A 24560-nucleotide genomic window follows, 5' to 3' on the forward strand; every position below is an offset into this window, starting at 1 on the left:
GGATACGAGGCGAGGCCGGATGGACCACACCGCAACGAGTCGGGTGCTCATCGCCGGGGGCGGCATCGCGGGTCTGGCCACCCGGCGGGCGCTGCACAGGCACGGCATTCCGACGCTGACCCTGGAACGGCGCGACGAGCCGGCCGATGCGGGCCTCGCCATCAACCTGCCGGGGAACGCGGTCCAGGCCCTCGCGCAGCTCGGCCTGGGCGATGCCCTGCGCACGGTGGGTTCGCCGGTGCGGCGACGCGAGTACCGCACCGAGAGCGGACGCCTCCTCTTCGCCGTCGACGAGGTGGCGTTCTGGGGAGACGAGATGCGTCCGCATTGCCTGCGCCGCGCCGACCTTCTGCGCCTGCTGGCGCGCGACCTTCCCCCGGCCGATCTCCGGCTGGGATTCGACATCGGCGCAGTGCGGCCGGAGCCGCGGGGCGTCACGGTCGAGGGCCGGGACGGGAAGGTCGAGACCGGAGGGCTCCTGGTGGGCGCCGACGGCGTGCATTCCCGGGTTCGCCGCGACGTGTTCGGCGATGCGGCGCTCGGCGCGGCGATGCTGGCACCGGCGAGCTGGCGCTTCATGGCGCCGAACCCGGGCCTCGACGCCTGGACGCTGTGGGCCGGATCGGGCGGGTTGTTCCTGATGATCCCGGTCGATCGGAATGAGGTCTACGGCTGGATCTCGATCTCGGGCGCTTCCGCGTCCGGCCAAGCGCCGAGCACGAATCCGGGGCCGGACCTGGCCGCCTCCCGTGCTCGCTTCGCGTCGTTCCCACGCCTCGTGCGCGACACCCTCGAGGCAGTCCTGGCCCGGCCGGGCGCGCTCTATCACTCGCCTTTGGAGGAGGTTCGGATTCCGCATTGGACCCGGGACCGCGTGGTGCTGGTGGGCGACGCCGCGCACGCGACCGCGCCGGTCTGGGCCCAGGGCGCCGCCCTCGGTCTCGAGGATGCACTGGTGCTCGCCGCGCTGCTGGCCGAGCGGACGGATTGGAGCACGGTGGGCGCGGCCTACGAGGCCCTGCGCCGGCCCCGCGTGGCCCATGTCCAGGCCATGACCGACCGGCTGTCACGCACCGCCCAGCTGCCCGGATGGGCCCGGAACCTGCTGCTCTCGGTCATCGGGCCGCGCAGCTACCGGGCCACCTACGAACCCCTGCGCATCCCGGTCCCGGCCTGAAGACCGCGCGCGAGTGCCGGCGGTTCGGACCCGTCGATCCCGGCCGTCGATGTCTCCCGGGGACGGGCTCACGCGGCGATCAGGCTCTCGACGATCTCCTGAACGTTCAGCGCTTCGGCGAAGGTGGCGAGGGGATGCGGCTCGCCGTGCGCCATCCGGACGACGCCGTCCAGTTGACCCCGAAGGGCGATCAGCCGGGCGCGATCGTTGGGTAACGCGTCCTCCGCAGCTACGAAATGCCCGTCCGGTCCCATCCGCTCGGCGATGGACCAGTCGCGCAGGCGAATGGTGCCGGCGTCGCCTTCCAGGGTCCAGGTGTTGTGGTCGGCGAGGTCCGTTCCGCCGACTTGGCCTCGAAGGCGGACCGGGACGCCGCCCGCCGACAGCGTCGCCTCGATCGCCCGCTCCGCCCGACCGGCCTGCGGGAAGTCGGCATGACCCTCCAGCGATGCCAAAGGGCCGAGGAGACGCCGGGCCAGGAACAGGAAGTGCGAGATGACCTCGCGCGTGAAACCGCCCTCGGCGCGTGCATCGAGCCAGTTCACCGCATCCGCCTGCCAGGGCCGGGGCCATTGCGCGAAGGCGACCGCGATGGTGAGGCGGCGCGGCGTCCCGACGACACCCTCGGCGATCCAGCGCACGAGCGTGGCGACGGCCGGCGCGGCGGCAAACGGGAAATTGACCGCGCCCCGGATGTCGGCCTCATCCACGAAGCGGCGCGCCTCCGCCACATCGACGGCCAGCGGCTTCTCCAGGAAGAGGCTCCGGCCGGCCGCCGCGGCCCGGCGCGCATAGCCAAGATGCGAGGCGGGCGGCGAGGCCACGTAGACGCAGGCGCTGGCCGCGATGAGCGCATCCGCATCCGCCAGCCTCGGAACCGCCGGATATCGGGCGGCAATGCGCGCGAACGCCGCTTCGGACGGGTCCCAGATCCCGGCGACCCGCACGGACCCGGCATCCGGATCGGCATCCGGACCGGACAAAACGCCGAGCATACGCTCGCCCATGATGCCGGCGCCGATGATTCCGAGGGCAAGGGTGTCGCGCGTCATAGGCGAAAGGCTTTCAGGGATGAGGGTTGCGGAGACGAGGTCTTCGGGCCGCAGGCGCCAGCGCCCGGGAGGCTTCCGATTCACGTCACGGAGGCGGTCGCGATGCGCAGTTCGGCGCCGGCTTCGGAGAGGCGCTGCAATTCCTCCGCCGGCTCGTGCGAATCCGTGACCAGGGTCCAGTTCCGGGGGAGCGGCGCCCAGGCGGTCTGCTCCGCCCGACCGAGCTTGCTCGCATCGGCCAGCACGATCACCTCGCGGGCCTGCCGCATCATGAGCGATTTGAGCGTGACCTGATCCAGGCTGGCCTCGCACAGGCCGCGTCCCGCCACGACGCCGTCCGCGCTCAGGATCGCGCGATCGGCCGTCATCAAGCGCAGCGCTTCGACCGCGAGCGGTCCGATGGTGCTCATGCTGGTGGCCCGCAGCGCCCCCCCCAGCACCACGAGGTCGAGCCCCGGTGCCTCGGTGAGGAAGGGCAGGAGCGCCAGGTTGTTGGTGATGATCCGAAGCCGCCGCTTGGCGAGAAGCTGGCCGAAGGCGGCCACGGTCGAGCCGGCATCGAGGATCAGCGTGTCGCCATCCGCCACCAGGTCGAGGGCGGCCCGCGCGATCGCCCGCTTCTCGGCGCCGTTCACCGCGAGCCGCTCGGCCAGCGTGGTTTCCGGCGGGCGCCTCGCCAGGATCGCGCCGCCATAAGTCCGGCGCACGGCGCGGATGGCCGAGAGGTGCTGAAGGTCGCGCCGCACCGTCGAGGCGGAGACGTTCAGGCGCAGGGCGACCTCGTCGACGTCGATCTCGCCGACGCTCAGGGCCTCCAGCAGCAGGTTCCGGCGCTCCTGGCTGCGCATCGACATGGGGCGGTCCTCCGGCCTTCGGTCCCGCGTCATGGCTGAGCCCGGCGGCGCTGGCCAGGAGGTTTCAGCCATCCCCGCCGGAAAGCCTCGTGTCTCAGGCGGCTTGCGCCTTCGGAGCGAGGTCGACGGCCTGACGCAGGGCCTCGATCAGGCTGCGCTCGTCGGCGATGCCGGTCCCGGCGATGTCGAAGGCGGTGCCGTGGTCGACGGAGGTACGGATCACCGGCAGCCCCACGGTGATGTTCACGCCGGCCTCGAGGCCCAGCACCTTGATCGGGCCGTGACCCTGATCGTGGTACATCGCCACCACCATGTCGTAATCGCCACGTCCGGCCAGGAAGAACAGGGTGTCGGCCGGCAGCGGGCCGCGCACGTCCCAGCCCTTGGCGCGGCAGGCCTCGATCGCCGGCGTAATCTTGGCCGCTTCCTCGCCCCGGCCGAACAGGCCGTTCTCGCCGGCATGCGGGTTGATCGCGCAGACGCCGATCTTGGGGTTGGCGATCCCGGCCTTGACCAGGACGCCGTGGCCGCGTGCGATCACGCGCTCGACCAGGCCGGGCTCGATCTTCGCGATGGCGTCGATGAGCCCGATATGGGTCGTGACGTGGATGACCCGGAGCTTGGGCGAAACCAGCATCATGGAGACTTCGGGCGTACCCGTGAGATGCGCGAGCAGCTCGGTATGGCCCGGAAACTTGTGACCGGCGGCGTGGAGGGCCTCTTTGGAGAGCGGCGCGGTGCAGATGCCCTGGGCCTGCCCGGCCTGGACCACCTCGACGGCCTTCTCGATGTAGCGGTAGGCCGCCTCGCCCGCGACCGGGGAGACCTGGCCGAACGGCAGGTCGGCGGGGACGACCTGGAGGTCCAGGCACTGAACCGCCGTCTTCTGGAAGTCCGCCGCGCCGGCATCGGACAGGGACTCGACGGACATGTCGGTGCCGACGAGCCGGCCGGCCTGCCGGAGACGTTCGGCATCGCCGATCACCAGGGGCTGGCACAGGGCTCGGACATCCGCGTGCGCCAGCGCCTTCATGATGATCTCCGGGCCGATGCCGGCGGGATCGCCCATGGTGATCGCGATGGTCGGACGGGTCATGAGAAGCTTCCTTGGGTTCGGACGGCGCGCAGGCGCTCGCTGATACGGATGAGGCTCTCGGCGTCGCCGAAGGCGCCGGCCTTCGTGGCGACGGGAATCGAGAGACGGCCCAGGGTCAGGCCGAGGGAAACGCCGGGTTCGATCTCGTCGACGAGGCGAATCCCGTCGATGCCGAAGCGGGCGAGGAGCGCGGCGGCGGTCTCGCCGCCGGTCGCCGCGACGGCGCCGATCCGCGTCGCGATCGGATCGAGGGCCTCGGCGAGCGCCCGCGCAAGGCGCGGTCCGAGGCTCATGTCGAGGGCGTCGCCGATGGCGATCTCCACCAGGGCGTCGTCCCCCGCCGCGATTACGGCGGCGACGCGGGCGGCCAGATCGGCCCGGCCGGCCAGATCGCCGAGCAGCGTATCGGGCGAGACCGGCAGATGGACGACGTGGTCTTGCGCCGCAAGCCTTCGCATGGCCGCGCGCGAGGCCGCCGCGAGCGACCCGACGACGATCAGGCTGCCGGATCGGCTCGGGGGGATGTGGACCGCCCCCGTCGGGGCGGGCGCAAGGGTGTCCGCGAGAGCGTGGGCCAGCCCGGCGCTGCCGATGAAGAAGGGAACCGGCGCCACGGCAAGGCTCGCCGCCGCGATCCGCGCCAGATCCCCGTCCGTCTCGGCATCGCAGATCGCCACGCCCGGTCCGCCCTCGGCAATGCAGGCGAGACGGGACGCGAGATCGGGGCTGCGGATGGCGGAGAGCGGAACCAGCGTCGTCTCGATCTCGGCCGTACCCAGCACGAAGCCTAAATTGGCACTGGCGTAGGTGTGGTCCCGGCGCCAGACCTCGGCATCCTCCAAGGGACGTCCGGCGACATGGACGTGGCCCGCCAGCGTGGTTCGGCCGGTCGCCGGGAAGGCGGGGGCGCAGATCCCGAAGGCGGCGCCGGTCCGTTCCATCAGGTGGGCCATCGTGGCGGCGGTCTCGGCGGCGGGTTGTCCGCGAAGCGTCGAATCGATCTTCTTGAACAGAACCCTGTCCGGTTCGAACCAGCGTTCGAGGAGGCCGCGATGGCGCTCGGCGGCGGCGGACGCTGACAGACCGCGGCTGTCCGCGTCGTAGGCGAGCACCGGCAGGGGCCTGGAGTCATCCGGGGAGACATCGCCCGAGGTGGTGACGTCCCAGGTCACCGCGGCCGCGAGGCCGCGGCGCCCGAACGCGATGGCGCAATCTGCGGCGCCGGTCAGGTCATCGGCGAGAATGAGCCAGCGGCCGGACATCATCAGCGGCCGGCAACGGTCGGCGCGGCGGCGGAATCTGTAGCCTCCTCGGCGCCAGCCACTTCGGCGCCAACCACTTCGGGATCGCCTAAGCGCCGCGACACCCAGGCGGTGAGGATCGGAACCAGGATCGCCGTGACGACGACGCAGGCGGCCACCAGGATGGTCGCCGGCCCGGCCGCATCGGCATAGGCCGGGTTGGCGGAGGCGACGATCGCCGGCACCGCCGCCGCGTTGCCCGCCGTCGAGGCCGCGGCGACGCCCGCGACGCCGGTCCCCCCGGTCAGGCGATCGGCGAAGAACAGCGGGATGCCGGTGAAGACCACCACGGCGACCCCCATGGCGAGGCCGAGCAGGCCGGCCTGCCAGACCTTCGACAGGTCGAGGCCCGCCCCGAGCGCGAAGGCGAAGAACGGGATCATCACGGGAATCGCCCGGCTGAGGAAGGCTCGCATCTCACGGTCGAGGTTGCCGATGATCATGCCGACGAGCAGCGGCAGGATCGCACCGACAAGCGTCTGCCAGGGGAAGGCCGAGAGCCCCGCCACCCCGAGAGTCACCATGGTGAGGAACGGCCCGCTCTCCAGCGACATCACGGTGTAGGCGCCGACGTCCCGCGGGCGCCCGTACTGGCCCATCAACGCCATATAGAGCCCGCCATTGGTGTCGTTCATCGCGGCGACGATGGCGAGGGTCGACAGCCCCGCGAACATGCCGGCCGCCACCGGCGCTTCGCCGAGCACCTGCCCGAAGATCAGGCCGAGGATCATGGCGATGCCGACCTTGACGATCAGCAGGGTGCCGCCCTTCTTCATGATGTAAGGCGTCGCGCGGAAATCGATGCTGGCGCCCATGCAGACGTAGAAGACCGCCAGGATCGTCAGAGCGCCGGAAAACAGCGCTCCGGTGAACGATCCGAACAGCTTCGGCGTGCCGGGGAAGAACGTGGCGATCAGGGCGCCGGCCAGCAACGGCACGACCATCATGCCGCCAGGCACGGATTCGATGGTCCGTTTGATCGGGATCTGCATGTCGGATGATCTCCCTGCGCATTTTGCGCAATTTTGATTCTGATTTCATCCCGGATCTGCCGAACAATCGGCAACGAACACGTTTCCTCCCGGAACGACGACAATCATCTGCGCATTTTGCGCAGTTCGTCAATGAAATTGCGCAAGTCGCGCACAAATGGCGGGGTCGGGACAGGCACGGCGGGCGCAAGTGACGGGTCCAGCGATGCGGCGGACGCCAGCGCGCGTCCGGTGGCGTCACGCCAGGGGCGGCCTCGAACCGCCTACGCGAGATGGCGGAGCGATGGCTTCGCACAGGGGACCTTTGCCCGGCGAACGGCCGCGCTGCGCGTCTCGGGACTGTCGGATTCGCGGATGCCGATCGAGAACCGCCTCGTCGATCGGATGGTCGCGTCGGAGCCGATCCGGCTGGGCGGGACGGCGCTCTTCGTCGGATCTGAGAGAGGGGCGGCGTTCGCAAGGCTGGAGCGGCGTACCCTGGCGGCGCCGGCACGCTTATCCAGCCAGCGCCGCGCGCCTGTTTCGACGCGCCGTGCGCCAGTTTCGACGCGCCGCGCGCTCGGCGCGCGACGGAGTCAGCGCGTCACGTAGACCTGCGTGCCCACCGAGACGCGCTCATACAAGTCGGTGATGTCCTGGTTGTACATGCGGATACAGCCGTAGGAGGCGTAAGTGCCGATGGAATTCGGCCGGTTGGTGCCGTGGATGGCGTACTCGCCGCCCGCGAGGGTCATGGCGGCGACGCCCATGGGATTGGACGGCGATCCACCGGCGATCACCGAGGGCAGACGCGGGTTGTCGCGCTTGACCTCGCGCGGCGGCGACCAGGCCGGCTCGACATACTTGCCGTCGATCTGGGTGGCGCCGCTCCACTGTTTGCCGGGCTTGCCGACGGCCACCGGATAGCGAATCGCGGTGCCGTCGCCGTTGACGAGATAGAGACGGCGCTCCGAGGTGCGGACGATGATCGAGCCGGGCATCACGCCTTCATGAAAGGCGACGACCTCGCGCGCCTGGGCCGAAGCCACCAGGAAGTTTGCTTCCCCGCCGTTCACCCCGAGGACCGCCCCTGCGAGCGCCAAAACCCATCTGCCGTGCCGAACCATGACCCGTGCCTTCCGAAAGCGTGACCGTTTGCCCGATCATCAATCGCGCATCCAAGGTCTCGTTCCGGTAAAGCGAAGTGCTGAGCGTGCCGTATGACCCGGAAATCAGCAAGCGCGGTAAAGTCCCGCGACCACAATCAAGCTAAATCCGAGCGTTCATCTTTAGACTTCGTTGACTCCGTTGATCCGAACGGTCCTTAGCGCTCGATCAGGGTCATGCCGGATGCGAGCCGCTGCTGCCAGCCGTGACGGACAAGCTCCGGGTCTTCGTGCTCCTCGACCGGAAACCCGACGCAGAGATAGGCCACGAGGCTCCAGGCACACGGAACGTCCAGCGTTTTGCAGACGGCTCCAGGCTCGAGGATCGAGACCCAGCCGACTCCCAGTCCATGGGCGCGGGCTGCGAGCCAGAAGGTCTGGACGGCGGTGACGACGGAGTAGCGCAGCATCTCCGGCATGGTCGCCCGCCCGAGGCCGTGGCCGGTCACCGTGGCCTCGTCGCAGAACACCGCGAGGTGCACCGGCGCTTCCCGCAGGCCCGCGAGCTTCAGCCGCACATAGGCCTCGCGCTGCTCCGCCTGATAGGCTTCGGCCGCGGCCGCGTTGCACCGCTCGAAACTTGCGATCACCGCGGCGCGGCGGTCCGCATCGCTGACGCGGACGAAGCGCCAGGGCTGGCTGTTGCCGACCGAGGGGCTGAAGGCCGCCAGGTCGAGGCAGCGCTGCAGCAGCGTCTCGTCCACCGGGTCGGTCCGAAAGCGGCGCACGTCGCGGCGCCAGGCGAACAAGGTCGTGAGCGTCTCACGAAAATCGGCATCGAAGCTGGCCACGATCCGTCCCCGCGGTACATTTCAGTCTTCTTAGCCGGACTTTGCCGCCGCGGCAGAAGATTTTCGTCGCGGCGCGGGCTTCGCAGGCAAACTTCAAAAAAAGGGCCGCGCTCCGAAGAGGCGGCCTGAAGTCCTTGGGTCTCGAAACCTCTGGAATGTCGGTCCTGTGGACCCGGGCGCCGGCCGAGGAGCTGGGGAGCCGTGAAGATCGGACGCCGCACCGGCACGGGATCGACGAAGTTTCGGCCACAGGTATCGGCGCTCATCAAGGCCGACCCTGGGCCTGACGGCGGCAAAATCGTGATGATGAGTCTTGCCGGCGCCCGGCCGAATCGCCGCCCTTGCGGGTGGGAAGGCACGGCACCATGATGAGGGATTAATCCCCGGACAGGAGCGACGATGAGCGAAACAACCGGTGCCGATCCGCGATTGCCCGAGCCTGCCGCCCGGGTCATCCCCTTCCCGAACGTGCCGGTCACCCCTCAGATCGCCTTCGACCGTGCCGAGCTGCGCGTGATCTTCAATCTCTACGGCCGGATGGTGTCGCAGGGGGAATGGCGCGACTACGCCCTCGATTTCCGCCGCGACAAGGCGGTGTTCTCGATCTATCGGCGCAGCTCGGAGATGCCACTGTACCGGGTCGAGAAGGACCCGAAGCTGGCCCGGCGTCAGGGCGCCTACGCGGTGGTGGCGGCCTCCGGGCTGGTGATGAAGCGTGGCACCGATCTCGCCCGGGTGTTGGCCGTGCTGGAGCCGCCCCTGCGCGCGGTGTGACGCGGGGGACGATACACCGAGGGCAAGGGGCGCTGCTCCCCAGACGTTGTCAGCCGGACCAACCCGTTCGACATGAAAAAGGCCCCGGCGGTGTCCCACCGGGGCCTTTTCTTCGTCGGAGATTCGGTTCGCTTAGCGGCGGTCGCCGAGGAGCGAGAGCAGCATCTGGAACATGTTGATGAAGTCCAGGTACAGCGTCAGGGCACCGTTGACCGACAGCTTGGCCGCACCCTCGGCATCGGCGCCGCTATAGAGGAACATCTCCTTGAGCTTCTGCGTGTCGTAGGCGGTGAGGCCTGCGAAAATCAGGACGCCGATCACCGAGATCGCGAACTGAAGCGCCGAAGAGGCGAGGAAGATGTTCACCAGCGAGGCGATGATGAGGCCGATCAGGCCCATCACCAGGAACGAGCCCATGCCCGACAGGCTGCGCTTGGTGGTGTAGCCGTAGAGGCTGAGACCGCCGAACGTCGCCGCCGTGATGAAGAACACCCGCACCACGCTGGCGCCCGTGAACACGAGCAGAAGCGAGGACATCGAGGCGCCCATCACCGCCGCGAAGGCGAAGAAGGTCAGGCGCGCCGAGGAGGCGGACATCCGGTCCATCCGCATCGAGAAGATGAAGATGAAGGCGAGCGGCGCCAGCATCACGACCCACTTCAGCGGGCTGGTGTAGAGCAGCTGGCCGAAAGGCGTCAGGGCAAGGCCGCCGGCCGCCGTCTGCGCAACGGCGGCCATGTTGAGGCCCAGCGCCACGAGACCCGAGATCCCGAGACCAACGACCATGTTGTTGTAGACGCCGAGCATGAAGCTGCGCAGGCCCTGGTCGATCTCGACCTGGCTGCCGGCGTACCCGGTCGGCTGAGCGCCGTACCGGAAGGGGCTGTTATCGAATGCCATGGGAGTTTCCCTTGGAAGCTCTCTCAGCGTGTGATTTCGGAAGGAGGCTCACGCACAGGACCTCTGGCACCCTGCGGCGCCTCAGGACGAAATATGTTCGGTCACGCTGCCCTGCACAAGGGGCCAGCCAAGGCTGAAAGGGCTGAATCGCACCCGCCTGTGCTGCTATTTTCCTACTTTCGTCGGGGATTAAATCCGTCCGTCGACAGGTGAGGATTGAACGAGGCCCGGTTAACCAAGGCACAGTGCCCCGGTCTGGTCTTCGGAACCAAGCGCGCCTGTGCGGCGGATCAGGCCGCCGCCTTGTCGAGGCAGCACTTCTTGAACTTCTTGCCGCTGCCGCAGGGGCACGGGTCGTTGCGGCCGACGCTCTTCAACGGGTTGCGGACGGGCTGGCCGACATCCTCGGCCGTCCAGGCCAGAGCCGCGACCGGGTCTTCGATCAGTCCGAACCGCTCCGGGTCGAAGCGCGAGAGGTCGTCGGGGCGCGCCTCCGCGTGGCGCAGGGTCTTGGCGAACCAGGGTGGATCGCTGAACTCGTCGGTCAGCCGCCCGTCGCGGCGCGCGGCGCGGACGCGGGGCTCCAGTTCGCGCAGGCCCAGCAGGGCGATGGCCTCTTCCCAGCCGGCCCAGCTGACATCCCCCTCCACGGCGGTCCGCTTGTCGTCGAAGCGGACCAGCAGGTCGCGGGCCACCGGCAGCGGAATCCGGCCTGTCTGCGTCAGATAGGCCAGGGCGGCGAAGCCCTCGTGCCGGACCATGCCGTCCGTGGTGCTGTCGACCAGCAGGGCGGAGAGCGGATCGACCCCGCCGTCGAAGACGCTGACCAGGATCTTGGCCAGCGTCGTCGTCACGGCGTCGCCGATCAGGATGTCGAGGGCCTCCCCGTCGGCGTGCAACAGCCGCACCAGCGGCTTGAACACCCGCGTGTCGCGCGCGGCTGCCAAGACATGCAGGCCCCAGAACAGCAGGTCGGCCTCGGCCTCCGCGAGGTCCGGCGGCCCGGCCGCCCGATCGAGGACGTCGAGCACCGCTTCGGCGATCCGGTCCGGCTCCGCCAGGGCCTCGCGCATCTCGCGGACCGGGAGGTGCTTGGCCGCCGAGAGCGCGGAGACGAGAGCCGGATCGAGCATGCGTGCGGTGTCCTGTCAGGAGCGGAGAGTCGCCCCGGTCTTGCGTCCGACCTCGGCGACGATGCGGGCGGTCACCGCCTCGATCTCCGCATCGGTGAGGGTCCGATCGACCGGCTGGAGCCGGACCGCGATTGCCACCGACTTCGAGCCTTCGGGGATGCCGACACCCTCGTAGATGTCGAAGACGTCGATGCCGGTGATGAGCTTGCGCTCCGCTCCTTGCGCCGCCTTCACCACCTCGCCGGCAGCGACATCGCGTCCGACCACGAAGGCGAAGTCCCGCGAGATCGGCTGGAAGTCCGACAGCCCGAGGGCGGGCTTCACCTTGGTGGGACGGTATTTCGGAAGCGGCACGGCGTCGAGGGTGATCTCGAAGGCGACGAGCTGTCCTTTGAGGTCGAGGGCCTTCATCACGCGCGGATGCACCTCGCCGAAGAAGCCGACCGGGTTCTTGGGGCCGAACTGGAGCGTGCCGGACCGGCCCGGATGCAACCAGCCGGGCCCGCCCGCCACGACCTGCAGGCCGCCGGTGGGAATGCCGAAGGCGGCCAGCAGGGCCAGGGCGTCGGCCTTGGCGTCGAAGGCGTCGACGGCGTCAGTCCGCGCGTCCCAGTGGCGTCCCGCACCCGCATGGGTCGCGGTCCCGCGCCGGATGGCGGCGGCCCGGATGGTCTGGCCCTCCGGCTGGTCGTCGGCGAAGCACTGGCCGACCTCGAACAGGGCGACGTCGGCGCTGCCGCGGTCGGCGTTGCGCTGGGCGGCGCGGAGCAGGCCGGGCACCAGACTCGGGCGCATGTCCGAGAGATCGGCGGCGATCGGATTGGCCAGGGCCAGGTCCGCCCCGCCGCCGCCGAACAGGACCGCGTCGTCGTGCGGGATGAACGACCAGGTCACGGCCTCGACGAGGCCTCGGCTCGCCAGCGCCCGTTTGGCGAGGCGCGTGCGCTTCTGCAGCACGGTCAGCACCGGCTTGCCCACCGCCGCCTCGATACGCGGCAGGGGCTTCGGCTCGATGCGGTCGAGCCCGGCGATGCGGATGATCTCCTCGACGAGGTCGGCCTTGCCCTCCACGTCCGGGCGCCAGGACGGAGTGAGCACCTTCACCCGGTCGCCCGAGCCGGCGACGTGAAAGCCCAGGGCCTCCAGGGACACCTTCATCTCGGCCCGGGACAGCTCGATGCCGGCCAGCCGCCGGGTCTCGGTCCAGGGGAAGTCGATGACGCGCTCCGTCTGCGGCGGCTCGCCGACGATCACGGGCTGGCTCGGACTGCCGCCGCAGATCTCCAGCACGAGGCGGGTGGCGAGGTCGAGGCCCGGCAGGGTGAAGGCCGGATCGACGCCACGCTCGAAGCGGTAGCGGGCATCGGTGATGATTCCGAGCCGGCGGCCGGACTGGGCGATGTTCACCGGGTCCCACAGGGCCGATTCGATGAGGACATCGGTCGTCGACGCGTCGCAGCCCGAGGCCTCGCCGCCGATGATGCCGGCGATCGACTCGACGCCGTTGTCGTCGGCGATGACGACGGTATCCTCGCTCAGCGCGTAGGTCTTGCCGTCGAGAGCTTTCAGCGTCTCTCCGTCCCGGCCACGACGCACCACGAGGCCGCCCGCCACCTTGGCGGCATCGAAGACGTGGAGCGGCCGGCCGCGATCGAAGGTCAGGTAATTGGTGATGTCCACGAGCGCGTTGATCGGGCGCAGGCCGAGCGCCTGCAGGCGCGCCTGCATCCAATCGGGCGACGGGCCGTTCGTGACGCCGCGCACGAGGCGCAGGGTGAAGTAAGGGCAGAGGCCCGCATCGGGCGCCGCGAAGTCGAGGGTGACGGGCACCGGACAGGCGCCCTCCCCGCGGACCGGCGGCTGGGGCGGCCGCTTGAGATCGCCGAGGCCGGTCGCCGCGAGATCGCGGGCGATGCCGTGGATCGAAGTGCAATCCGGCCGGTTCGGGGTCAGGTTGATCTCGACCACCGGGTCGTCGAGCTTGGCGTAGAGGGCGTAGGGCTGGCCCGTGGGCGCGTCCTCGGGCAGGTCGAGGATGCCGCTCGATTCCTCGCCGAGGCCGAGTTCCGCGCCCGAGCACAGCATGCCGTGGCTCTCAACGCCGCGGATGGTGCCGACCGCCAAGGTCTTGTCGAGGCCCGGAACGTAGGTGCCGGGGGGCGCGAACACCGTCTTCATGCCGGCCCGGGCATTGGGGGCACCGCACACCACCTGGAGCGGCTGGCCATCGCCGGCGTCGACCGTGCACACGCGCAGGCGATCGGCATTGGGGTGCTGCTCGGCCGTGAGGACATGCGCCACCACGAAGGGCTTCAGGCTGGCGGCCTTGTCCTCGATGCCTTCGACCTCCAGGCCGATCCGCGTCAGCGTCTCGGCGATGGTTTCCAGGGAGGCCTCGGCATCGAGGTGGTCCTTGAGCCAGGAGAGGGTGAATTTCATTGCTTGCGTCCCTCGGCGTCCCACGACCACGCCGCGCGGGGTGATCGGTCGCCCATCAGGATTGAGAAGGCAGGCCCGGCTGGATCGGGCCGCGAAAATGTCGACTCAACTGGTCAGACCGGCCACCAGGCTCGGGATGTCGAGCGGCCGGAACCCGTAATGGTCGAGCCAGCGCACATCCGCCTCGAAGAACGGGCGCAGGTCGGGCATGCCGTATTTCAGCATCGCGATCCGGTCGATGCCGACGCCGAAGGCGAAGCCCTGGACGCTGTCGGGATCGAGGCCGCAATTGCGCAGCACGTTGGGGTGAACCATGCCGCAGCCGAGGATTTCGAGCCAGTCGGTGCCCTCGCCGAAGCGGATCTCGCCGCCCTTGCGCGAGCACTGGATGTCGACCTCGGCCGACGGTTCGGTGAAGGGGAAGAAGGACGGCCGGAACCGCATCTTCACCGACTCGACCTCGAAGAAGGTGCGGCAGAACTCCTCCAGCACCCATTTCAGATTGGCGATGTTGGCCGCCTTGTCGATCACCAGTCCCTCGACCTGATGGAACATCGGCGTATGCGTCTGGTCCGAATCGTGCCGGTAGGTCCGGCCCGGGCAGATCACCCGGATCGGCGGCTGCTGGGCCCGCATGGTCCGGATCTGCACCGGCGAGGTGTGGGTCCGCAGCACCTTGCGCTGACCGTTGCGGTCTGGAGCCAGGAAGAAGGTATCGTGCATCTCGCGGGCCGGGTGGCCGGGCGGGAAGTTGAGGGCGGTGAAGTTGTAGTCGTCGGTCTCGATGTCGGGACCTTCGGCCACCGAGAAGCCCATATCGGCGAAGATCGCCGTGATCTCGTCCATGACCTGGCTGATCGGGTGGACGCGGCCGCGTACCTCCGGCGCCTCGCGCACCGGCAAAGTCACGTCGATGCGCTCGGCCGCGAGACGGGCGGACAGCGCCGCCTCGGCCAGCGCATCGCGGCGCGCGGCGAGGGCGCCCTGCACCCGGTCGCGCAAACCGTTGATCAGGGGACCGCGGGTCTTGCGCTCGTCGGGCGTCATCGACCCCAGGGTCTTCAGGAGTTCGGAGACCGACCCCTTCTTGCCGAGGGCCGCGACGCGCACCGCATCGAGGGCGGCCTCGTCGGACGCGTCCGCGACCTGACGCAGCAGGTCGCCTTCGAGGGTATCGAGATCGGTCATCGATTCAACTCACCGGCTGCGGCGCCGACCCCGAGAGGGCCGGGCGGGCTCGATCGGCCTGGGGCGAGGGTTTTCCCGGGCGGCGCCCGCAATGCAAGCGGCGGGGAGCCGGAAAACACCCGTGTGGTACGAAAAGACGAAAGGCGCGGCTCCCCGGGGGCGCCGCGCCTTTCGTGAAGAACAGCGCTCGGCTCGGGCGAACCGGGCGCTCGGCTCGCGGGCGAGCCGGGCTCGCCTCAGGCGGCCTTGGCGGCCGGAAGGGCGGCCTTGGCCAACTCGACCACTGCCGCGAAGGAGGCCGGCTCGTGGATGGCAAGCTCGGACAGGGCCTTGCGGTCCACCTCGATGCCGGAGATCGACAGGCCGTTGATGAAGCGCGAATAGGTCAGACCATGCTCCCGGACCGCGGCGTTGAGGCGCTGGATCCAGAGCGCGCGGAACGTGCGCTTCTTGTTCTTCCGATCGCGGTAGGCATACTGCATGCCCTTCTCGACCGCCTGCTTGGCGATCCGGATCGTATTCTTGCGGCGGCCATAATAACCACGGGCGGCCTTGAGGACTTTCTTGTGCTTCGCGTGACTGGTCACGCCGCGCTTGACGCGGGCCATGGGTGTTCTCCTGGATTACGAAAAAAGCAGTGTCGGCGTCGTGAAGGCTTACCGGCTGTTCGGCAGGAAGTACTTCTTCACGTTGGCAGCATCGCCCTCGAACAGGGTGGTGGTGCCGCGCAGGTTGCGGATCTGCTTCGTCGTCCGCTTGATCATCCCGTGGCGCTTGCCGGCCTGGGCATACATGACCTTGCCGGTGCCGGTGATCTTGAAGCGCTTCTTCGCGCCCGACTTGGTTTTCAGCTTGGGCATTTGGCTCTCCTGAACGCGCAGCGGCTCCGATCCGGTTCGGATCGAAGAGATGCGCTCGGTTGATGCTTCTGATGGAGCAGCACGAACCGCCACGGCAGCCCTATCGGCCGGGCGGTTCAACGCGAGGGGGCTATGACAGAAAAGCGACGCGGGTTCAATGCCGGGTTTGGCGCCGAGCTTCCGGGCCCTGCTCTGGGCCATGCCGCGAGCCATGCCCCGGCCCAAGTTTCGGCAATGTCCTGCGCCAGACCCGGGGCGGGATCCCGCGCAACGTCGGCAGCTGGAAATTCCCTCGGAATTGCGGCGCGCGGTTGCTTGACAGCCCCCGGCCCGGAACCTACACCCCCGACACCGCCGGAAACGGGGCGGGACGTCAAGCGGGCGTAGCTCAGTTGGTTAGAGTGCCGGCCTGTCACGCCGGAGGTCGCGGGTTCGAGTCCCGTCGCCCGCGCCACGTCACTTCTCTTCCGAATCTAGGATGCGGGCGTAGCTCAGTCGGTTAGAGTGCCGGCCTGTCACGCCGGAGGTCGCGGGTTCGAGTCCCGTCGCCCGCGCCATCGTGTTCGCGACACGGTTCTCTCGCTTTTGCCTTCCTCCGCGCTACCCTTCTCCTGTCATCGGACCGGAGAGCGACGGATGTCGGGCGTCTTCTTCCTCTATTTCACTGTCTGCCTCGCGCGCGCGCCGGACACCTGCGAGTCGCGCAAGCTTGCCCTCGATGTCGAGGACGCCCCGGCCTGCCTGCACGTGGCCCAGCCGCAATTGGCCCAGTGGATCGGCACGCATCCCGAGTTTCGCATCATGGCCTGGCGCTGCGGCGCGCCGCCCCGCGATCACGGCACGCGGATCTGATCGCTTCACCGACCGTGGCCGACGCACCACAGGCGTGAGACGGCGCGCCCCAACTCGGAGCACGCCGCGTTTTCGCCGCATCGGACCGGGAAGGCCTTCACACCCGAAGCCTGCCGCGAGTCCCGTCCCAAACCATGCCGTCCGAAACTCTGGCCCCCGAAATCGCGACATCCGTTCACGCCACCCCCCGCCCCTGTCCTCGGTCGAGATTCTCCGGGTCCGAGGCCGGCGCGCGGATCGCCGCCCTGTCCCTTCTTCTGGTGCTGGCCGGTTGCGGCTCGCCGGCGAGCCTGCTCGCACCCGATCAGCCGACCAGCGTGGTGATCCTCGACGAACAGGCGGCTGCCGCCGCGATCTCACGCTACCGGGCCCAGCACGGCCTCGGCCCGGTGGTGATCGATTCGAGCCTGATCCGGGCTGCATCCTATCAGGCCGCCTCCAACGCGAAGGCCGGGCGCCTGAGCCACGAGATCGGCGGCACCTTCAATGCCCGGATGGCGGAAGCCGGGTTCGGCCGCGCCTACGCCTCCGAGAATCTCAGCGCCGGCTCGGCCACCTTCGACGAGGTGCTGGCCCGCTGGAAGAATTCACCCGAGCACAACCGGAACATGCTGATGCCGCAACTCAAGCGCGTCGGCATCGCCCGGGTGGACGCACCCGGCACCCGCTACAAGCGCTTCTGGGCCTTGGTCATGACCGGCGGCTGACTAGGCGCCGTCGGTATCCGCCTCGGCCAGCCCATCCTGCAGGGACCGGATGATCGTCCGCATCTCGGGCACCATCGCGATGGCCTTGGCGATGCGCTGCGCCTCGTCCCGGGTCATCACCCCAGTCGCGGCCCGCCGATCGGCATCGTCGGAGAAGTACGTCCAGGCAACCGCAAGCCCTTCGCCGTCCTCGACGCAGAAGCTCTCGGCCCGCTCGACCACGATCCAGGGCGGCGGGAATCCCCGCGCGGGCTGCAGATCCGTTCCGGCTTCGTCGCTCACGGATGCCCCCCTGCAGAAATCGTCGCTCGCCCGAGAGTCCTACGCGATGACGTGCGCGCCTGCACCCCTCCTGGGGCAGCAGACCTAGCGACAGGTGTCTGGTGGGCGGTGACGGGCTCGAACCGCCGACCCTCTCCGTGTAAAGGAGACGCTCTACCAACTGAGCTAACCGCCCGATGCGCCGCTTCGTAGCGGAAGCGGAGGATCGGGCGCAACCCTCTTGCCTGCATCGCAGCCCTCACAGCAGAGAAAAGGCCCCGGCGTATCCGCCGAGGCCTCGTGTCGCATCAGGGTCTGCTCAGCCCCGGAGGGGTCAGCATGAGCGCCCTAGTGGGCGATCACCGTCGCGGATTCCTCGTCGGCGATCACGGGACGGACCTTCGGGGCAGGCTCCTCCCATTCGATCGCCTCGGGGACGCGGACCAGGGCGTGCTGCAGCACCTGGTCCATCCGCGAGACGGGGATGATCTCCATCCCGTTCTTCACGCTGTCGGGCACCTCGGCGATGTCCTTGGCGTTCTCCTCGGGGATGAGGACGGTCTTGATGCCGCCGCGCAGAGCCGCGAGCAGCTTTTCCTTCAGGCCACCGATCGGGAGCACCCGACCGCGCAGGGTCACCTCACCCGTCATCGCCACGTCGCGACGCACCGGAATGCCCGTCAGCGTCGAGATGATCGCGGTCGCCATGCCGATGCCGGCGGACGGACCGTCCTTCGGGGTCGCCCCCTCCGGAACGTGGACGTGGATATCCCGACGCTCGAAGAGGGGCGGCTCGATGCCGAAATCGACGGCCCGCGACCTGACGTAGCTCGCCGCAGCGGAGATCGATTCCTTCATCACGTCGCGCAGGTTGCCTGTGACCGTCATCTTACCCTTGCCGGGCATCATGACGCCTTCGATCGTCAGCAACTCGCCGCCGACTTCGGTCCAGGCCAAGCCCGTCACCACGCCGACCTGATCCTCCTCGTCGATCTCGCCGTAGCGGAACTTCGGCGGGCCGAGGAAGACCGGCAGGGTCTCCTCGGTGACGGCGACGGCCTTCACCTTGGTGATAAGGATCTCCTTCACCGCCTTGCGGATCAGATTGGAGATTTCACGCTCCAGGTTGCGGACGCCCGCCTCCCGCGTGTAGCGGCGGATGAGCATCAGCAGGCCGGCATCGTCGATCTGCCACTCCTTGGCGTCGAGACCGTGCTTCTTCACGGCGCCCGGGATCAGATGCTTGCGCGCGATCTCGAGCTTCTCTTCCTCGGTGTAGCCGGCGATGCGGATCACCTCCATACGGTCCATCAGGGGCGCAGGGATGTTCAGGGTGTTGGCGGTGGTGACGAACATCACGTTCGACAGGTCGTAATCCACCTCCAGGTAATGGTCGTTGAACGTGGCGTTCTGCTCCGGGTCGAGAACCTCCAGCAGGGCGGCCGACGGATCACCCCGGAAGTCCATGCCCATCTTGTCGATTTCATCGAGCAGAATGAGCGGGTTCGAGGTCTTCGCCTTGCGCATCGACTGGACGATCTTGCCCGGCATCGAGCCGATATAGGTCCGGCGGTGGCCGCGGATCTCGGCTTCGTCACGCACGCCGCCGAGCGACATACGCACGAACTCGCGACCCGTCGCCTTGGCGATGGATTTGCCGAGCGACGTCTTGCCGACGCCCGGAGGTCCGACGAGGCACAGGATCGGGCCTGTGAGCTTGTTCGCCCGCTGCTGCACGGCAAGGTACTCGACGATCCGCTCCTTCACCTTGTCGAGGCCGAAATGGTCCTCGTCGAGCATGACCTGGGCGCCGAGCAGATCCTTCTTGATCTTCGAGCGCTTGCCCCACGGGATGCCAAGCATCCAGTCGAGGTAGTTGCGCACCACGGTCGCCTCCGCGGACATCGGCGACATCTGGCGCAGCTTCTTCAGCTCCGCCACCGCCTTGTCGCGGGCCTCCTTGGTGAACTTGGTCTTCTCGATCTTCTCCTCGAGCTCGGCCAGCTCGTCCTTGCCGTCCTCGGAGTCGCCCAGCTCCTTCTGGATCGCCTTCATCTGCTCGTTGAGGTAGTATTCGCGCTGGGTCTTCTCCATCTGCCGCTTGACGCGGGTCCGGATGCGCTTTTCCACCTGGAGCACGGAGATCTCGCTCTCCATCAGCGACAGCACGCGCTCGAGGCGCTGCGCCACCGTGGGGATCTCCAGGATCGCCTGCTTGTCTGCGATCTTGACCGCGAGGTGCGAGCCGACGGTATCGGCGAGCTTCGAGGGCTCGTCGATCTGGGTGACGGCGGAGACGACCTCGGGCGAGATCTTCTTGTTGAGCTTCACGTAGTTCTCGAACTCGGCGATGACCGAGCGTGCGAGGGCTTCAGCCTCGACACTGTCACCGAGTTCGTCGGTGAGGGTCTCGGCCTCGGCCTCGTAATAGGTGTCGGACTTGGTGAAGCGCGAGATCTTGGCGCGGCCGGCGCCCTCGACCAGCACCTTCACGGTGCCGTCGGGCAGCTTCAGCAGCTGCAGCACGCTGGCCAGGGTGCCGATCTTGTAGATCGCGTCCGGCGAGGGGTCGTCCTCGCTGGCATTGATCTGCGTCGCCAGGAGGATGTGACGGTCAGTGCGGACCGCCTCCTCGAGGGCGCGGATCGACTTCTCGCGACCGACGAACAGCGGCACGATGATGTGCGGGAAAACGACGATGTCGCGCAGGGGAAGGACGGCATAAGAGCCCGTCGAGCCCGGAACGACCGGCTGGCGCGATTTCGATTGAGTCATATCGGACTTCCTCATGATGGACGCCGGGCAGTCGCTCCTCCCAGGGAGCAAGCATCCTGCCAGGGGCCGACCGGGCCGCGAGGGGGTCGGAAGCGTGTTGGGAAGAAACGGTCCCTCGGAGGACCGTGTTCAGGAATGCGGCTGGTGGCGGGACACCGCACCTCGGTGGGTGAGCGTGCGGCCATCGCGCTGAGCCTGAGATGGAAATCGGGGCGGATGTTTTCAAGCATCCGCCCCGAGGCTCGACCCAGACCTGACGAGACCCGCGCGGGGCCTCAGGCGCTGACGCTGGCCGGGGCTTCCTTGTTGCGGTCACCGTGGATGTAGAGCGGCCGGGCCTTGCCCTCGACCACCTCGGGGCCGATCACCACCTGCTCGACGGATTCGAGGCCTGGCAGGTCGTACATCGTCTCCAGCAGGATGGTCTCCAGGATGGAGCGCAGGCCGCGGGCACCGGTCTTCCGCTCGATCGCCTTGCGGGCGACCATGGACAGCGCCTCCTCCTGGAAGGTGAGGTCGACATTCTCCATCTCGAACAGGCGTTGGTACTGCTTGACCAGGGCGTTCTTCGGCTCCTGCAGGATGCGCTTCAGCGCGGTCTCGTCGAGGTCCTCGAGGGTCGCCAGCACGGGCAGGCGGCCGACGAACTCGGGGATGAGGCCGAACTTCAGCAGGTCCTCGGGCTCGACGTTGCGGAAGATCTCGCCGGTGCGGCGGTCGTCCGGAGCCTGCACGGTCGCGCCGAAGCCGATCGAGGTGCCCTTGCCGCGCGCCGAGATGATCCGCTCCAGGCCCGCGAAGGCGCCGCCGCAGATGAAGAGGATGTTGGTGGTGTCGACCTGCAGGAACTCCTGCTGCGGGTGCTTGCGCCCCCCCTGCGGCGGAACGCTGGCGACGGTGCCTTCCATGATCTTCAGGAGGGCCTGCTGCACGCCCTCGCCCGAGACGTCGCGGGTGATCGACGGGTTGTCGGACTTGCGCGAAATCTTGTCGATCTCGTCGATGTAGACGATGCCGCGCTGCGCCCGCTCGACATTGTAGTCGGAGGCCTGGAGCAGCTTCAGGATGATGTTCTCGACGTCTTCGCCGACGTAGCCGGCCTCGGTCAGGGTGGTGGCGTCCGCCATGGTGAACGGCACGTCGAGGATGCGGGCCAGGGTCTGGGCCAGCAGCGTCTTGCCCGAGCCGGTCGGCCCGATCAGCATGATGTTCGACTTCGCCAGCTCGACGTCGTTGTGCTTCGAGGCGTGGGCGAGGCGCTTGTAGTGGTTGTGGACCGCGACCGAGAGGACCTTCTTCGCGAAATCCTGGCCGATGACGTAGTCATCGAGCACGCGGCGGATTTCCTTCGGGGTCGGCACCCCGTCGCGCGACTTCACCAGGGAGGACTTCGATTCCTCGCGGATGATGTCCATGCACAGTTCGACACACTCGTCGCAGATGAACACCGTCGGGCCCGCGATCAGCTTGCGGACCTCGTGCTGGCTCTTGCCGCAAAACGAGCAGTACAGCGTGCTCTTCGAGTCGTTGCCGCCAGTCTTGCTCATATCGGTCTCCGTTCGCGGGCATGGCGCCGGTCCGGGGCGCACACGCATCCTTCGAATTTAATGGCGTCCGCCTAAAGAAACAGTCACCTGCGCGCATCTGCCGGCTTCGATCAGACTGGCGATGCAAGCACGCGACCGCGACGGGATCAAGGCGGGGCGGCGAAATGCAGCCGCCTCGTAACGACGCGCCGGACCGGACGAGTCCGGCGGTCGTTGCGAGATGTGGCGCCCGTGATCAGGCGGCGGCGGGCTCGGGCCGCTTCTGGATCACCTCGTCGATGAGCCCGAACTCCTTGGCGGCGTCGGCCGTCATGAAGTTGTCGCGCTCCAGCGCCTGCACGATGGTGTCGTAGTCGCGGCCGGTGTGCTTCACGTAGATCTCGTTGAGACGCTTCTTGAGCGCCTCGATCTCGCGGGCATGGATCAGGATGTCGGTGGCCTGGCCCTGGAAGCCGCCGGAGGGCTGGTGGACCATGATCCGGGCGTTCGGCAGGGCGAAGCGGTGGCCGGGCTCGCCGGCAGTCAGCAGCAGCGACCCCATCGACGCCGCCTGGCCGACGCAGAGCGTCGTCACAGGGCAGCGGATGAACTGCATCGTGTCGTAGATCGACAGGCCCGAGGTCACCACGCCGCCGGGCGAGTTGATGTAGAAGGAAATTTCCTTCTTCGGGTTTTCGGCTTCGAGGAAGAGCAGCTGCGCCACGATCAGCGACGCGCCGTAATCCTCCACCGGACCGGTGAGGAAGATGATGCGCTCGCGCAGCAGGCGCGAGTAGATGTCGAAGGCACGCTCACCGCGGCTCGACTGCTCGACCACCATGGGCACGAGCGCGCTGTTATAATAGTCGACCGGATCTCTCATCATCACGTGCCCCAGCTACAAGGGGTCCGGCCGCGCCGCGAATCGGGCGCGCACCGGACGTTTCAGCGAACTACGGCGATGGTGAACATCGCCTTACTCTCAAGCCCGCCGCCCTCGTGGGAGCAGCCGGGCTCAGTCGGCCTTGGCGACGGCGGGCAGGCCCTCGTCGGTTCCGGTCGAAGCCGACTCGGTCGTCTCGGCCTTGGCCTCGCCCTCGGCCGAAGCGTCGTCCTCGTCGGCGAACAGCGCCTCCTTCGAGACCGGCTCCTCGGTGAGCGTCACCTGCGCGAGCACGTGATCGACGACCTTCTCCTCGAAGATCGGCGCACGAAGCTCGGCGAGCGCCTGGGCGTTCTTGCGGTAGAAATCCCAGACCTGCTGCTCCTGGCCGGGATATTGCCGCACCCGGGCGATCAGCGCCTGGTTCACCTCGTCGTCCGTCACCTTGATATCGGCGGTCTCACCGACCTGCGCAAGCACCAAGCCGAGGCGGACGCGGCGCTCGGCGATTTTGCGATACTCGGCGGTCGCCTTCTCCTCGGTGGTGCCCTCGTCCTCGAAGGTCTTCTCGCGGGTCTTCAGGTCCTGCTCGACCTGGGCCCACACGGCGGCGAACTCCTGATGGACCAGGCTCGGAGGCAGCTCGAAGGCGTATTTGGTGTCGAGAGCGTCGAGGAGGTCCTTCTTGAGCTTGCGCCGGGACTGCGCCTCGAAGTCGCTGCCGATGGCGGTGGAGACCGCCTCCTTCAGCTTGTCGAGGGACTCCATGCCGAAGTTCTTCGCGAGCTCGTCGTCGATCTTGGTCTCGCCCGGAGCCTGGATCGCCGTCACGGTGACGTCGAACTCGGCATCCTTGCCGGCGAGATGCGCGGCGCCGTAGGCCTCCGGGAAGGTCGACTTGACCACCCGCTGGTCACCCACCTTGGCGCCGACGAGCTGCTCTTCGAAGCCCGGGATGAACGAGCCGGAGCCGAGCTCCAGGTCGATGCCCTCGCCCTTGCCGCCGTCGAACTCGGTGCCGTCGATGCGGCCGACGAAGTCGATGGTGACACGGTCGCCGGTCTCGGCGGCTGCACCCTCCTCGCGGGGCGCGAACGCACGGTTGGACGACGCCATGCGGGTGATGGCCTCGTCGACCTCCTCGTCGGAGGGCTTGGCCACCTGCTTGGTCAGATTGACGTCGGACAGGTCGACCAGCTCGAAGGTCGGCAGAACCTCGAGGGCGACGTTGAACGAAACGTCGGCTTTCGAATCGAGGGCGCGCTCGACGATCGACTGCTCGCCGGGGAACTCGATTTTCGGCTCGAGAGCGAGCTTGAGGTTGTTGTCCGTGACGATCTTCTGGTTCGCCTCGTTGACGGCGTTCTGCAGCACGTCGGCCATCACGGAGCGGCCATACAGCTTGCGCAGGTGCGCGACAGGCACCTTGCCCGGACGGAAGCCCTTGATCTGGGCCTTGTCCTTGAGGGTCGACAGCTCGCTGGTCAGGCGCTCCTCGAGCTCGTTCGCGGCGAGCAGGACCTGAAACTCGCGCTTCAGTCCCTGGGAGAGTGTCTCGGTCACCTGCATGGTCGTCTTTCCGCTGTCGTCCGTGTGATCGCGCAAATTCGGTCGGTCCCCCGCGGCCCGCCCGGGCGGGCACGACGAGGTCGGCGCCAGGACTGCGCGCCGCTGAAGGCCGGCTCCCTGCGGCGGGCCGACCGGCCATCGCTGTGAGCCAATCCGTTCCCGACGGCGATGGACTGGTGCGGGCGGAGGGGCTCGAACCCCCACGTCTTGCGACACTGGAACCTAAATCCAGCGCGTCTACCAGTTCCGCCACGCCCGCAAGCGCCAACGCCCAGCGCGCATTCC

23 protein-coding genes and 4 tRNA genes are annotated in these 24560 nt (G+C 68.2%); 7 read left to right on the forward strand and 20 right to left on the reverse strand.

Going from position 1 to position 24560, the window contains the following annotated elements:
• Positions 1–19: 19 nt before the first annotated feature.
• On the forward strand, positions 20–1177 hold the full coding sequence (locus ACV7NL_RS23340) for an FAD-dependent monooxygenase (protein ID WP_463357012.1): 1158 nt from the start codon (positions 20–22) through the stop codon (positions 1175–1177).
• A 68-nt stretch (positions 1178–1245) separates the two neighbouring features.
• Here ACV7NL_RS23340 and ACV7NL_RS23345 read toward each other — a convergent pair whose 3' ends face one another.
• The 5 genes from ACV7NL_RS23345 to ACV7NL_RS23365 all read right to left on the reverse strand — a co-directional run bounded on the left by ACV7NL_RS23345 (position 1246) and on the right by ACV7NL_RS23365 (position 6472).
• A complete protein-coding gene (locus tag ACV7NL_RS23345; protein WP_463357013.1) occupies positions 1246–2229 on the reverse strand; it encodes a Gfo/Idh/MocA family protein in 984 nt (327 codons plus the stop codon).
• Positions 2230–2309: 80 nt separating this feature from the next.
• Positions 2310–3083 (reverse strand): DeoR/GlpR family DNA-binding transcription regulator, encoded by a 774-nt coding sequence (locus tag ACV7NL_RS23350; protein ID WP_463357014.1) that lies wholly within the window; start codon positions 3081–3083, stop codon positions 2310–2312.
• 94 nt (positions 3084–3177) lie between these two features.
• Complete coding sequence (gene pdxA, locus ACV7NL_RS23355; RefSeq protein ID WP_056188845.1) at positions 3178–4179, reverse strand: 4-hydroxythreonine-4-phosphate dehydrogenase PdxA; 1002 nt, start codon at positions 4177–4179, stop codon at positions 3178–3180.
• On the reverse strand, positions 4176–5444 hold the full coding sequence (locus ACV7NL_RS23360; RefSeq protein WP_463357015.1) for a four-carbon acid sugar kinase family protein: 1269 nt from the start codon (positions 5442–5444) through the stop codon (positions 4176–4178). Before ACV7NL_RS23360 ends, pdxA begins: the two co-directional genes overlap by 4 nt.
• Complete coding sequence (locus ACV7NL_RS23365; protein ID WP_463357016.1) at positions 5444–6472, reverse strand: 2-keto-3-deoxygluconate permease; 1029 nt, start codon at positions 6470–6472, stop codon at positions 5444–5446. Before ACV7NL_RS23365 ends, ACV7NL_RS23360 begins: the two co-directional genes overlap by 1 nt.
• 5 nt (positions 6473–6477) lie before the next feature.
• On the opposite strand from ACV7NL_RS23365, the gene ACV7NL_RS23370 reads away from it, so the two are divergent.
• Positions 6478–6666: a hypothetical protein gene (locus ACV7NL_RS23370; RefSeq protein ID WP_463357017.1), complete on the forward strand. Its 189-nt coding sequence runs from the start codon at positions 6478–6480 to the stop codon at positions 6664–6666.
• Positions 6667–7047: 381 nt separating this feature from the next.
• Here ACV7NL_RS23370 and ACV7NL_RS23375 read toward each other — a convergent pair whose 3' ends face one another.
• Both ACV7NL_RS23375 and bluB read right to left on the reverse strand, forming a co-directional pair.
• Positions 7048–7578 (reverse strand): L,D-transpeptidase, encoded by a 531-nt coding sequence (locus ACV7NL_RS23375; RefSeq protein ID WP_463357018.1) that lies wholly within the window; start codon positions 7576–7578, stop codon positions 7048–7050.
• Positions 7579–7775: 197 nt separating this feature from the next.
• Positions 7776–8408, reverse strand: coding sequence for a 5,6-dimethylbenzimidazole synthase (bluB, locus tag ACV7NL_RS23380; RefSeq protein WP_244477030.1), 633 nt, complete (start codon positions 8406–8408; stop codon positions 7776–7778).
• A gap of 399 nt (positions 8409–8807) precedes the next feature.
• Between bluB and ACV7NL_RS23385 the strand changes: the two genes are divergently transcribed.
• Entirely contained in the window at positions 8808–9182 is a 375-nt protein-coding gene (locus ACV7NL_RS23385; RefSeq protein ID WP_056188858.1) for a DUF2794 domain-containing protein, read from the forward strand.
• 132 nt (positions 9183–9314) lie between these two features.
• Here the strand turns inward: ACV7NL_RS23385 and ACV7NL_RS23390 are convergent, their stop codons facing one another.
• From ACV7NL_RS23390 to rpmI, 6 genes are all read right to left on the reverse strand, one after another.
• Positions 9315–10082, reverse strand: coding sequence for a Bax inhibitor-1/YccA family protein (locus ACV7NL_RS23390; protein WP_056188862.1), 768 nt, complete (start codon positions 10080–10082; stop codon positions 9315–9317).
• A gap of 290 nt (positions 10083–10372) precedes the next feature.
• Positions 10373–11215, reverse strand: a complete 843-nt coding sequence (locus ACV7NL_RS23395; protein WP_056188863.1) for a DUF1186 domain-containing protein — start codon at positions 11213–11215, stop codon at positions 10373–10375.
• Between the two features lie 15 nt (positions 11216–11230).
• Complete coding sequence (gene pheT, locus ACV7NL_RS23400; RefSeq protein WP_463357019.1) at positions 11231–13654, reverse strand: phenylalanine--tRNA ligase subunit beta; 2424 nt, start codon at positions 13652–13654, stop codon at positions 11231–11233.
• A 105-nt stretch (positions 13655–13759) separates the two neighbouring features.
• Positions 13760–14842: a phenylalanine--tRNA ligase subunit alpha gene (pheS, locus tag ACV7NL_RS23405; protein ID WP_247635890.1), complete on the reverse strand. Its 1083-nt coding sequence runs from the start codon at positions 14840–14842 to the stop codon at positions 13760–13762.
• 236 nt (positions 14843–15078) lie between these two features.
• On the reverse strand, positions 15079–15450 hold the full coding sequence (gene rplT / locus ACV7NL_RS23410; protein ID WP_056188878.1) for a 50S ribosomal protein L20: 372 nt from the start codon (positions 15448–15450) through the stop codon (positions 15079–15081).
• A gap of 48 nt (positions 15451–15498) precedes the next feature.
• Complete coding sequence (rpmI, locus tag ACV7NL_RS23415) at positions 15499–15702, reverse strand: 50S ribosomal protein L35 (protein WP_018044555.1); 204 nt, start codon at positions 15700–15702, stop codon at positions 15499–15501.
• A 377-nt stretch (positions 15703–16079) separates the two neighbouring features.
• Between rpmI and ACV7NL_RS23420 the strand changes: the two genes are divergently transcribed.
• From ACV7NL_RS23420 to ACV7NL_RS23435, 4 genes are all read left to right on the forward strand, one after another.
• A tRNA-Asp gene (locus tag ACV7NL_RS23420) sits at positions 16080–16156 on the forward strand.
• 26 nt (positions 16157–16182) lie between these two features.
• Positions 16183–16259: transfer RNA gene (locus ACV7NL_RS23425), tRNA-Asp, on the forward strand.
• 79 nt (positions 16260–16338) lie between these two features.
• Positions 16339–16554, forward strand: a complete 216-nt coding sequence (locus ACV7NL_RS23430) for a hypothetical protein (protein WP_056188881.1) — start codon at positions 16339–16341, stop codon at positions 16552–16554.
• A 134-nt stretch (positions 16555–16688) separates the two neighbouring features.
• Positions 16689–17261 carry a CAP domain-containing protein gene (locus ACV7NL_RS23435; protein WP_082504178.1) on the forward strand — a complete coding sequence of 191 codons (573 nt, stop codon included), beginning with the start codon at positions 16689–16691 and terminating at the stop codon, positions 17259–17261.
• On the opposite strand, the gene ACV7NL_RS23440 is transcribed toward ACV7NL_RS23435, so the two are convergent.
• The 7 genes from ACV7NL_RS23440 to ACV7NL_RS23470 form a co-directional block, all read right to left on the reverse strand.
• Entirely contained in the window at positions 17262–17543 is a 282-nt protein-coding gene (locus ACV7NL_RS23440) for a hypothetical protein (RefSeq protein ID WP_244477029.1), read from the reverse strand.
• A gap of 99 nt (positions 17544–17642) precedes the next feature.
• Positions 17643–17718 (reverse strand) — tRNA-Val (locus tag ACV7NL_RS23445).
• Between the two features lie 152 nt (positions 17719–17870).
• A complete protein-coding gene (gene lon / locus ACV7NL_RS23450) occupies positions 17871–20297 on the reverse strand; it encodes an endopeptidase La (RefSeq protein ID WP_056188882.1) in 2427 nt (808 codons plus the stop codon).
• 275 nt (positions 20298–20572) lie between these two features.
• Positions 20573–21844 carry an ATP-dependent Clp protease ATP-binding subunit ClpX gene (gene clpX, locus ACV7NL_RS23455; protein WP_055955375.1) on the reverse strand — a complete coding sequence of 424 codons (1272 nt, stop codon included), beginning with the start codon at positions 21842–21844 and terminating at the stop codon, positions 20573–20575.
• Positions 21845–22079: 235 nt separating this feature from the next.
• Positions 22080–22706, reverse strand: a complete 627-nt coding sequence (locus ACV7NL_RS23460; RefSeq protein WP_026176059.1) for an ATP-dependent Clp protease proteolytic subunit — start codon at positions 22704–22706, stop codon at positions 22080–22082.
• A 132-nt stretch (positions 22707–22838) separates the two neighbouring features.
• Complete coding sequence (tig, locus tag ACV7NL_RS23465; protein WP_056188885.1) at positions 22839–24275, reverse strand: trigger factor; 1437 nt, start codon at positions 24273–24275, stop codon at positions 22839–22841.
• Positions 24276–24449: 174 nt separating this feature from the next.
• Positions 24450–24534 (reverse strand) — tRNA-Leu (locus tag ACV7NL_RS23470).
• Between the last annotated feature and the right edge of the window lie 26 nt (positions 24535–24560).

This window comes from Methylobacterium sp. Ger2507 (assembly GCF_055231875.1).